Source organism: Limnohabitans sp. DCL3, assembly GCF_048019295.1.
Classification (GTDB): domain Bacteria; phylum Pseudomonadota; class Gammaproteobacteria; order Burkholderiales; family Burkholderiaceae_C; genus Limnohabitans_A.
The window spans coordinates 2,484,678-2,496,955 of sequence record NZ_CP171842.1; the positions used below are offsets into that span (position 1 = coordinate 2,484,678).

General features: G+C 58.9%; 1 protein-coding gene (only partly in view). It reads right to left on the reverse strand.

Every position in this 12,278-nt window falls within one protein-coding gene, locus ACHEXK_RS11145, for a hypothetical protein (protein WP_416548987.1), read on the reverse strand. The gene is 71,256 nt long; 33,829 of those nucleotides lie to the left of the window and 25,149 to its right, leaving coding positions 25,150-37,427 in view (codon 8,384, complete, through codon 12,476, partial); reading right to left, the first codon wholly in view occupies positions 12,276 to 12,278. Both codon boundaries (start and stop) fall beyond the window edges.

Below are 12,278 nucleotides of genomic sequence, written 5' to 3' on the forward strand. Positions count from 1 at the left end.
TTGATGTAATTGGTGCCCGCGTAATAGGTATAAGCCAAAGCGGAGGTCACCACTTGCTTTTGCGCATCGGTCAAGGCTGCAAAAGGGGTGCCAGCGGCAGGGGCTGGGACACTGCCCCATTGGATGTGTTCGTTGCGGTAGTCAGAGACCAGGCCCTGGCTGAAGCCGGTCACCACCTGCAAGCCCATCGGGGCGTTGTAGTTGAAGAAGTTTTTGACTGCAGGCACCAAGCGCAGCACATAGTGGTCGGCATTGGTCAGCACATAGCGCTCTGCCAGCGGCGCATCGGCCTGCACTGCTTGGCGTGCCAAAGCAGGCACCTGAGAAGCGGGCAGCGCCGATGGCATGGTCGCGCGCGACACGTCGATGAAATGGGTCAGCGCTGTGCGTTGGGCCGCCGAGAGTTCGGACCAGTCGGTGTCCAAGCTGGGGCGTGGGGTGGCCTGGCTCCACACCGCATCGGGAACGGCGCGGTAGTCGTAGACATAACCGCCATGCTCGAGCAAGGCCATTTGCTGGGCGCCGGAGAGTTGCGCCCAAGTGGTTTGCTGGGCTGTGGGAGCGGTCACGCCCGCTGCCGTCCAAGACATGGTGGCGGCGGCACTCATGTTGGCCCAATTGCCCTGCATGAGGAGTCGGTCGGACGGCACAGACACCTCCGCCGCATAGGCCTTGACGTACACCGGCACCGTGGTGGTCGAGACGCTGCGCTCGTTGTCAATGTAGCGCACCAACACGGCACGCTGGGCGGCTGACAACTGCGACCATGACTGGCTTTGCAGCGGCCGGGACACATCATCGGTCGTACCGGCTGCACCTTGCCAAGAGGCATCTGGGATGCTGGCGTAATCGTAGCTGTAGCCCAGGTGCTCAAGCAGCGTCATCAGCTGCGCGCCTTTGAGCGAGGCCCAAGTGGTCTGGCCCGCCGTGGGTGTGGCCACGCCGGCAGCCGACCAACCCATGGTGGCAGCGGCTGCGCTGGCCCAAGTGCCTTGCAGTTCAATTCGGGCAGTCGCGTTGAGTCGACCGTCCAGCCAGGCGACCACCACCTCGCGCTGAGCCGTGCTCAAGGTGGACCAGCCGGCAGCTTGGTTCGGCTTGGCCACATCGTCAGCGGTGCCGACAGTGCCTTGCGTCCACAAGGCCTCGGGCAGTGCGGCGTAGTCCAGCACAGTACCCAAGTGCTCAATCAGCACCAGCTTTTGCGCACCCGTGAGCGAACCAAAGCTTTCTTGGCTGGCGTCAGGTGCGCTCACGCCGGCGGCCTGCCAGTTCACGGTGGAGCCCGTCAGGGCTGCCCACTTGCCTTGGTAGGCGGTGCGGGCGGTGAGGAATTCGACGTTGTCAATGAATCCCGTGACCACGGTGCGCTGGGTTGGGGTGAGATCCGACCAGCCTGCATCCACGTCGGGACGGGCCACGTCATCGGTCAGCGCTTCGGTACCCTTGTCCCAGAGGTCGCCCGGCATCGCATAGTAGTCAAACACATAGCCCAAGTGCTCGGCCACAACCAGCTTTTGTGCGGCCGTCAGCTGTGCAAAACTGGCGTTGGCGGCTGGCGCCGTGACGCCCGCAGCCACCCAATTGATGCGCGCGTTGCTGTAATCGGCCGAAGCGCCTTCGAGCAGGCTTTGGCGAATGTCCAGCGTGCCGTCGGCCAGTTCGCGCACAAACACGTTGTCATAACGCGTGTAGCCCACATTGCTGGCCACGGAGTGGCCTTGAGTCAAGGCGGTGGTGAAGACGCCGGTGGCAGCGTTGTAGAAGGCCGTGGTGCCGCCGCCCACAGGCGCTTGGTACACGGTGTAACCGAGTCTGGCCGCCACTTCGGCTTTTTGGGCGTCGGTCAATTCGCCAAAAGGCTTGTAGTTGGCCAGGGACTGCACCACCAGGTTGTCCACACTGGACAAGGCCAGGGCCGTGCCCTGGACCAAAGACTTGAGCGCCGCGCTCAGGTTGCTGCTGTTGAGGCCGTTGATGGCGGCGGTCACCTCGCCTGCATTGGTCAGCGCTGCGCCCACACCCGGTGTGTTCACAGTCTCGATCTTGCGGTCGAGGATGCTGTCAAAGTAGCTGGCGGAGGTGAATTCCGACTCGCCCGCTGCAATGTTGAGTGAACCGCCTGCGGTGATGGCACCCGACAAGCGCAGCTCGCCTGGGGTAGAAATCGACAAACTGGCCCCACTGCCGGTGAGGCTAGGCTGACCATTGACCATGCGCACGCCAGAGAACACGCTGCTGCTGGTCAGCAAGTGCATGTAGTCGCCCGCGCTCAAGGCGATGCTGGAGTTGGCCGCTGAGGCCTGTACGTTGGCTGCGCTACGCAGCGTCAAGCTGCTGGCGCTGTTGATCACAATGCTGGCCCCAGTGCCTGTCGCCTCCATGCCGGAGGCACTGACCACTGAGCCGCTGGCGTTCAAGGTGAGCACGCCGTTGTTGCCCGTGACCAGCAAGCTGCCCCCCATCGAGCCAGCAAAACTGTTGGGCTTTGCGTCGTAACGCACATAGCCGCCCACGCCCGTGCTGCCTTGGATGTTCAGCGTCAGCGCGTCTTGGGCGATCAGCCAACCATTGACATCCGCCTGCTCAGTGACCTGCAGGTCCAAGCTGACGGCGCTCAGGCCGGCATCGGGCGCACCCAGGGGCGTCTGGAAATTGGCCGAGCGAACTTGCAGCAAGCGGCTTTGCGTGCTGATCTGCGTGGTCGAGCGAACGTCACCCGCCACCACAATTTCATCTGCAATCAGTTTGAGTCTGTCGGTGAACTGGGCGTAGAAGTTGGTGCCACCAATCGTCACGTCCTCGGCGTCGCCCAACACCATGGTGGAGGCGGTGGCGCCTTCGCCAATGCGAATCTCGCTGAAACCGTCGGCCAAAGCATCCAGGTCTTGCATGGCCAACGCCATGAAACCGGTAGGGCCAGCTTGGGACTGGTCGTTGCCGAACAGACTCTGAGCCGCACCGCCCACGCGCATGTCTTGGCCTGCGGTGCGCACCGTGATGCTCAACAAGCCCGTGCCCGAAACTTTGTCGCGACCGGTCGCAAAGTCAATGTCATCGGCCACCAGACGGATCTCTCCGCCCGCACCCGCACTGATGCGGCCAGAGGCCAGCGTCAGCGTGGATTCGGCGTCGGCCAACGTCACCGCCAAGCGACCAGAAGCGGTGACCAAACCACCTTGGCTCCAGCGATCGCTGACCAAGCGCAGGCTGTCGCGCTCGTTCACCACCAAGTCGGAAGTGCTGGCAGCGTCACGTGCCTGCAAACTCAACTCGGCCACTTGGGTGTTGAACGTGCCCACAAAACGCTCAGCGCTGATGCTCAGCAGGCCGTCAGCAGCCTTGAAGCTGGTGCCCGTGACGTCGACCGTGCCACTGGCATGGAGTGACAAGTCGGTAGACGCCCAGTCCATATTCAGTGTTTTGATCTGCGTGTTGGCCGCAGTGTCCGTGATCTCGATGCGGTCGAGCTTGTCGTTGAAGTTCACCGTCAGGTAACCCGTTGAAGCGGCATGCTCCAAGCTCAGGGCGCCCAAAGTGATGTCGGCGGTGCTGGCAAATGCAGCAATGCGCAACGCATCATGGCCAGTGCCGCCAGCCACGGTCAGGGTGGTCAAGCCATAGTTGGGATCGAGCAAGATGGTGTCGCCACCCTCGCCCGTGTCCACGCGGCTGATACCTGCACGCAAGATCACAGTGTCGGCACTGGGACCAGTGGCCACTTTGTCGTTGCCCAGACCCATGTCCACCACCACAGCACCCGCACCACCGTTGAAACGGTCGTTACCGCGCGAGCCGGTATAGGGCACGGTCCAACTCAGCGCGCCAGCTGCAGGCCGATCGTCACCAAAGAATCGTGCGCTTTGTGCTGCACCGCTGAAGAACTCATCGTCGCCGGCGCCGCCTGAGACGATGGAGTACTTGAGTTGACCATCCACGAAGCCTGACGTGCGGCCGCCTTGGATCAAGAAGCTGTCTTGGCCAGCGCCACCGTCGAGGTCCAGCACCGCATCCACGCCTTGACCAATGTAGAAGGAGTCGTTGCCTGTTCCGCCATGGGCACGAATGGCCTTGACCTGGTTGCGCCTGTAGTAGTCGGTTTGACCCAACGAGCGCACGATGTACATGTCGAGCTCTGAGTCGTACTCAACGCCGTTGCCTTCGTTGATGATCTCGTTGTAGTCGGCCTCGCCATAACGGCCCAGGGCATCACCCATGTGCAGCACAAGCGTCTCACCCTCCAAGTGGGAGATGCGCGGTGGATCTGTCCAGGACCACATGTATGAGCCCGAGACGGAAATGCCCATGACGGTGACGCGCGCCATGACATAGCCACTGGCCGGTGTGATGTCGATTTCGCCACGGAAACCCGCCAGCGTGAAATCGATGTTGATCAAACCAATTTTGAGCTCAAAGTCCAGCGAGCCCCACACGGCCGCCGCAAAGCGTGGCTTGCTGCTGAGCAGCAAGCTGGCACCCGCGTTCAGGTGCAGCGGACCTAAGTAAATGTCAATTTCAATCTTGCCGCGGAACTCGAAGTTGCCCAGAGAGTCCACGTAACCGGCAACCTCTACCGTGGTGACATTGAAGAAGTTGAGCTTGCCCTCGAATTCCAGCTTGAAGACCGAGTCGATCACACTCATGCGGCCGTAGAACTCGACATCAAACAAGAAGATGTCAATGACCCCGCGCAGCTCCAAGTCAAACAAGGTGTTGGCCTTGATCACATCGCCTTGCAAGGTTGTGTAATCAATGGTGCTGGTGTTGATGCGCAGCGAAGCCTCGGCCTTGATCTTCAAGATCGCGATGTTCATCTCTGTGCTGAAGTTCAAGTACAGCGCAAAGAAAGGCTTTTCTTTGTTGTCGTTGGGGTCCACATACACGCCAATGGCAGCTGCGCCCTTGACTTGAATCTTGCCGAATGACGACATGTCCAGCACCACCTGCATGGCCAGCTGCACGCCCTTGTCGTTGATCAGGAAATCCACCGAACCTTCCATGCTCAGCGGGCCAATCGAGACCTTGGCACCACCGGCAATGCGCAGCGACTGAGGGGTCAACCCCACCATGATGGGCTTGTTGTCCTTGTCGAACACATTGCCTTCGGCATCGCGACCACGGGCCAATTGGATGCTGTTGGTGGTGTTGATCTGCAACAAGAAGCGACCCGCGATGCTGAACGCACCGCCACCGTCCAAGATGACCGAGTCTTTGCCTGCGCCACCAATTTCCAAACTGCCATACAGGCCTGGGCCACCGGAGTCGACGACCAAGCCCAGGGTACCTGTCGCGTTCAGACGCGCCAGAGGCTTGAGTTCCAAGTCGGCGGTGACACCGATCTCAAAGCGGAAGCTGGTGTTGCCGGCATCGTCTTTGGGGAAGGCCGCAATCACCGCAAAATCACCACGCAAGGTCAGCAGACCCATGAGGTCCATATTGCCCTTGCCGGTCAGCGCCACATAAGGGCCGGTCCACTTGTCTTTGACGCTTTCTTTGCCCGGCGGGAAGGCTTCAATCGCGTACTGCTTGTCTTCGCGCTGCGGCGTACTGGGGTTGTCTGGGGTGTCGAACTCGACCACATCCCAGAACACCTCGGGCACGTCGTACACGATGCGCTTGCCAAAACTGTTGAGATTGAGTTCAAACTCGGCGTCCAGATTGGCAACGCCCAAGTTCAGCTCCAAGCCAAGCGACATGCGCATGGCCACACCACCCGAGTTGATGACCAACAAGCCCGTGGCGTGGCTCTTGAAGCCCATGCTGTCAGGGCCGATTTGCACAGACACGTCGGCAAACGCGGTCAGGCCCTCTTTTTCACTGAGTCGGAAGTCAATGGCCCCGTCGATTTTGACCAAATCGAACAAGTTCATCTCCAGCACACCAAAAATGCGCAGGAAAGTCGAGTCGTAGGTCAGCACGATGGGTTCGTACGGGTTACCCGTCTCAATGGCGTAACCAGGCAAGGTCACGGCACCGTCGAGCAAACCGTTGCCTTTGTCTTCGCCATGTTCCAAACGGCCATTCTTGTTGAGGTCTTCGACCACCTCCAACATGCCGTTGCCACGGTCTTCGCCATTGTCCAACACCCCGTTGCCGTTGACGTCTTCGCCAGGTCGCTCCCAACTGCTCTTGCTGAAGTCGATGGTGGTCATCGAGATGGTGGGCTTGACGTCAGCTTGGAACGTCACGTTCGGCTTGGCAGATTTCCAAAGCTTCTTTTCCGCGTCGGTCAGTTTGGCAGGGTCAAAGTCAGCCGTGAGATTGACCGGCAAGCTGGACAGGCCGGTGAATTCCCAATAATTGCCCTCGGCCGTGCGCACCAAATCGCCTTCTTGCACCGTGGTCAGACCCCGGCCGGCGTCGTAGTCCCAGTTCTTGACGATCTTGCCAATGTCGAGCGAGAACCGTGTACCCAGATTGACTTCGAGGGCAATGTCGCGTGCCTGCATGGTCACACCAGGCACACCGTTGAGGCCAATTTTGTTGATCGTGGCGCGGCCGGCGATGTACACGCCAATGCTCACACGTTGCAGCGAAATGTAGGTTTCTGCGGCAATCAGCAGGCCCAGGTCCAGGTCCTCCAAGACCATGCCCACGGCGGCTTTGTTTTTCTGGTCGGTCTCATCAATGCGACCATCTGCATTGCTGTCGTAGAAATAGCCGCGCAACTTGCCATCCACCATGGTGGGGATGCCCAAGAAGGCATTGGCGTCGTTGATGCCGATGGCCATGGTCGTGACCGTGGTTTTCTCGCCATTCGACAGGGTCACTTGCTCGCCTGAGCGTTTGGTGAACGCCATGGAAGCCGACATTTGCAACACGCCGCCGAGGTTGATCTCGGCGTAGCCGACTTTGGCTTGGATGATCTCTTCATCGAAGTCCATGAAGATCATGTTGTTGCCACCGGCGGGCAGGTCAAAACCGGCACGGTCTATTTTGCCGTTTTGGTTGCGGTCTTCACTGAGTTGCAACTGGCCGTCGTTGTTTTTGTCTTCACCCGGATCCAGGCGCAAGTTGGCATTGGTGTCTTCACCAAAGTCAAGGGCGCCATCGGGCAGATCTTCACCGGCATCGAGCACGCCGTTGTTGTTCAGGTCTTCGCCCAAGTCCAGCTTGCCATTGCCACGCACGTCTTCTGTGAAGAGTTTGAAGGACTGGCTCTCTTTGAAGTTGATGATGGGAGGACCAAACAACTGCAAAGCCGCATTGACATAGGCCGGCGCCGAGGCAAACATGAAGGTGTTGAGGTTCACCTCCACATCACGCAACTCAGCCGACATGATCGACTTGTCAATTCCGACCAGGCCAGCACGCTTGATGGCGGCCTTGGCCGAGTAGAAGGTGGGGTCGTAGAGCTGCAAGACCGGACCCAAGGCCGCAAACAAGGTGGGCTTGAAGATGGCAAAGCCAAAGTCCACATCGTGGATTTCAAGACCCACTGCGCTTTCATTGATGTCGTCCAAGATGCCGTCGGGCGCATCTTCGCCCACGTCCATCACGCCGTTGTTGTTGCGGTCCTCATTGAGGTCGAGCAAGCCGTTTTTGTTGCTGTCTTCACCCGCATCAAGCACGCCATTGCGGTTTCGGTCTTCACTGGCCATGAAGATGCCATCGCCCAGCACGTCGTTGCCCGTGCGGTAAGGCCCACCAATACCGACAAAGCCTTCGAGGTTGGCACCGCCCAAGGTCATCGCCTCGACGTTCAAATTGATGTTGTTCAGGTCTGTGCCCGTGAGGCCGCCAATGTCGTTGAGCAATGGCCCTAAACCACCCGGATCAACCTTGACGTTGAAGACTTCGCCCTTGCGGAAGGCCAGCGAGCCACGCAGGTGGACAAAGTCGGCCAGCGAAATTTCGGCCAGTCCAATGTCCAAGCCCATGACAGGCGAGCCGTCGAAATCGAAAGCCACCGGTTCTGCGCCCGTGCCCACCACATGGCCTTTGCGCTTGGTGATGGTCGGCGGCAGGGCTGGATTCGGGTTAGGAGTGATGGTCTGGGATTCAATGTCCTTGTAGATGGGCAAAGCACGGAATATGCCGCCCCACTGGCCACCGTCGTTGTATTCGAGCGTGATGTCACGGCCCAAAATCTTCAGGAAGTCGCCAAAACCGTATGCACCCAATTCGTCGGCCGAGGCCTTGATGGATGTCACGTCTTGGACCGATTTGCCAAATAAAGAACCCAACACGCCTGGCAAGGTGGGCTTGTACACGCCGATGGCCAGGTCCAGGTCCTGCATGCCAAACCCAACCAGGCCTTGGTCAGCTAATGGTATGTTGAAGTTTGGCTTGCCGCCGCCGCCCACAAACAAGTTGACGTTGCTGGCGCCGAAAGAAGTGCCTTTGTAATTGACGCCCTTGAGGACCGTAAAGTCTTCATTGAAACCCAACAAACGCTGGACGATGTTGGCCTTGCCCGCCACCAGATCGGCCAAGTCAGGCCCCGTGACAAGTTTGATCAATTCTGCTGTGGCCAAGTCCAGCACTGAATCGATGGCACCGCCGAGCATGGGGTCGATGCCGGTGTAAGCGTCAGCGGTGAAGGTGTCACCCATGGTGAGTTTGAAGTCACCCTGGAAGTAGATAAAGTCCGCCAGCTGAATCGTCAGATTGGGGATGTCAATCTTGCCGGTGATGCCATCAATGCCAATGTTGAGCTCAACGTTTTTGAGCGCATCCTTGATGCCGCTGATGGAGTCACGCAACCACGAAGGCGCGGTCACAGGGACCGTAAAGTCAAAGTTCGTCAGCTCTTTGAGGTTGATCTTGGGTATCAAGTCGCCGGTATCTGGGAACTCGAAGGTGAAGTCAAAGGCCGGGGCTTGGATGTCGAACAAGCCAAACAGGCCCAAATTGGCCTGCATGCCAATGCGCACCTCAAAGTTGTTGAGCTCGGCCATGTTGATGGAGTTGTTCGCTCCAATCGGGATGTCCATGCCCGCTGCACCGCCGTCGTTGACCGTGGAAAAATCAACAAAAGTCAGCGGTAAGGGGTAGCCATTGGCGATGGCCATGTTCAGGCCAAATCGCACATCCTTGGCGTTCAGCGTCACATAGGGCTCTGTGCCCACCAGTCCCGCAAAGTCGGCCGAGGCCGTGATGCCCACAAAAGTCAGCTGGTCAAACGACTGCCCCATGAAGGAGGGGTTGGCCAAGACCATGCCGAAGTCCAAGTTGACGATGGCAAAACCGATGGCGTCCTTGTTGACGTCGCCGATAGCGTACTCGTCAGCGGTGTCGTGGTAACCAGGATCGGTCGCCAACTTGTCCTTGTCGGTGACGTAAGGGCCTTTGATACCGGCAAATGCCGAGATGTTGCGCCCACCCAGCACCAGGGCATCGACACCCACCACGCCCATGGGCATGGCAATGCCCGCCAGATAAATTTCAGCGTCGTACATGGTGCGGCGCTGCAAGGTGATGCCACCCTCCAGGGCCAACACGCCGGCCACGTTGATGCGCGCGTAGCCAATCGACGCGGTCAGCATGTCCTCTTTGAAGTCCAGCAACATGGGGCGGTTGGGGTTGCCCGTGTCGATGGACATGCCAGCAGACTTACCGCCATCGGTGAAGTCCACAATCATGCCTTCTTGGTCGCTCTGGTTGAGCTCGAAGAGCACGTCTTCAAGAGAGAACTCCAGCTCGTCGGGCAAACCGACCATGGCAATTTGCTTGCCGGTGGCGCGCATGGCGGTGAACTTGGAGCCCTCGGGCACCAAGATTGACTTGGGGTTGGTCAAGTCGGGCGCCTGGGTGGTCAGGATGGTCATCCCGAACTCCAGGTCGTTCACCACAATGCCGATGGCACTGGTGTTGATCGGGTCGGCCTTGTAGGTGATGCCGCCCTCGGTCACGTCGTGGTCGGTGACATAACCGTCGCGGTTGCTGTCCTGAATGTAAGGGCCGCCCACGCCAATGAAGGCCTGCACATTGCTGGCGCCAAACTCAATGGTGCTGGTGCGCACGCCCTTGATGGTGCCCAGAATTCCGTAATCCACCGTGACCTCGCGCGAGCCACCTTTGCGGAAAGCAAAGTCGCCTTGCACGTAGACAAACTGCGAGAGCATCAGCGTGGCGTTTTTGATGCTGGCCTCAATAAAGGCACCGCCCGCAAAGTCAATGTAGATCGGCGCGGCACCCGTGGGCACGGCCAAGCCTTGAGGGCCAAAGCTCTTGACAAAGTCAATCGAAGGCTTGGTCTCGGGCGAGCTTTCCCAGCCATCGCTCCAGTTCATGCGCACTTCAATGTCTTGGCCAAAGAGCTGGAAGATGTCGCCGCCACCGGCCACCACAAACTCGCTGGCCGAGGCCTTGAGCGAGGTGAACTCGGGGAAGAGCTTGCCCACGGTGCCTGTGGGCTTCATGATGGCCAAGGCCACATCGATGTCGGCAATGGCCAAGCCAAACACGCCTTCTTGGTCACGGATGGGGGTCTGCGACTTCCAGTCCGGGATGCCATAACCCACAAACACATTGGCGTCGCTGATGCCCAGCAAGGTGGTCTCCACCTCCACATTGGAGACGGTGCGCCAGTCGCTGGAAATCTCGATGTCCGAATAAAGACTTGCCGCTTCCAGCTGTAGCCCAGTGGACAGGAACTTCAGGTCACCCAACTTGGTGCCCGTGTCGATGGTGACCTTGCGCCGGGCGCCCGCCTCGTAGGCGAACGAGCCTTGCACAAACACAAACTCGCTGATTTGCAAGGTCGCCAAACCCACATAAACGCCAATCAAAGGCGAGTCGTAAGCGATGTCAATAGGGGTGCCGCCAGTGAGCACGGACAAACCGTTGGCACCATAGGTGGACTTGAAGTCCACGTAGGGGGAAATGCCACTGTCCTCGTCCCAATCCTCGCCCTGGTTGGCCGAGATGCGAACCTTTTCGCCTTCGATTTTGAGGAAATCAATCCCCACCAGGCCCACAAAGTCAACCGTCGCCGACAGTGCCCACATGTCGGGCACTTTTTTCTTCTCGTCGCTGTAGAGGACCACGGCCAAATCGAGGTTGTTCACCGCAAAGCCGATGGCGTCTTCGGAGGGCGTGTCGGCCACGGTGATGCGGCCGTCTTTGTTGCTGTCGACAAAGTACGGGCCCGACCCGACAAACAACATGGCGTCCGAGAAACCAATGGTCGTGGCCTTCATCGCGTAGTTTTCAAGGCGCGCGTACTTGCCGTCGTTGACCACGCCACTCAAGGCCGCAGCACCATCCATGGAGCCGTCTGCAAAACCGGTGACCACATCTACCGCCGTGCCCGAGGAGCGGGTGATGGCGAAGCCGCTTTGGATGAAGAAGAAGTCGCCCAGAGAGACACTGGCGCGGCTGACTTCCACGCCAAAGAAATCGCTGTTGTAGTTCAGGAAAATTGGCGCATCGCCCGTCTCAACCTTCAGACCTTGGCCGCCAAAGCTTGAACGCAGGTCGGCATAAGGGCCGACTTTCATGCCCTTCCAGTCGCCACCGGTGTTGAGCTTGAGCGTGATGTCATCGATGGCCAGCTTCATGAAGCCCCAGTCGACGTTGAGCTTGACCGGCCAGTAAGCGCTCATGGCGTACATGCGCGGGATCACACGGTTCGGGTCGACCGCCTCGGTGGCGCGGAAGGTGGCAAAGGCGACGTCAATGCCATCCAAGCGGATCAGCGGATCGTTGTAAGAGCCGATTTTGATGGACACATCGGAGGCGCCAAACACAATGGCATCGACTGGCAGGCCTTCAAATCGGCTGTTATCGGCCGAGAGGTATCCATCGCGCTTGAGCTTGCGCAAGTCGGTGTTCAAGCCTGCGGCTTCACCCGTCAAGCGGCTGGGCAGCTGGGTTTGCACATCCAGCGCCATGTTGTCGGCCTTTTCAAAGACGAAAGTGCCTTCGATGAAGAAGAAACCGCCAATGCCCAACAAAGCCTTGTCCAGTTTGACACCGATCAAGCTCTTGTCGTAATCAAACTTGAACTTGGCGTCAGTGACCTCCAAGTTCAGAGCGCCGCCGTCAAAAGAGGTCTTGAAATCGATGAACGGACGCACGCCATCGAGCTCGCCCCACTCACCGCCTTGGTTGGCGTAGACCTGCAAGCTCTTGAGCTGGAACTGGAACACCACCCAATCGATGCTGATGTCCGCATTCCAGTTGACCTGCAAGGCGTACATATTGGGGATGACGCCATCGGGATCGGCCGCATCGGTCGGGTTCATGAACACCAAGCCGAGGTCGATGTTCTCTAAGGTGATGCCCCAACGGTCCTCATTGACTTTTTCTCCACTGTCGAACAAGCCGTTGCC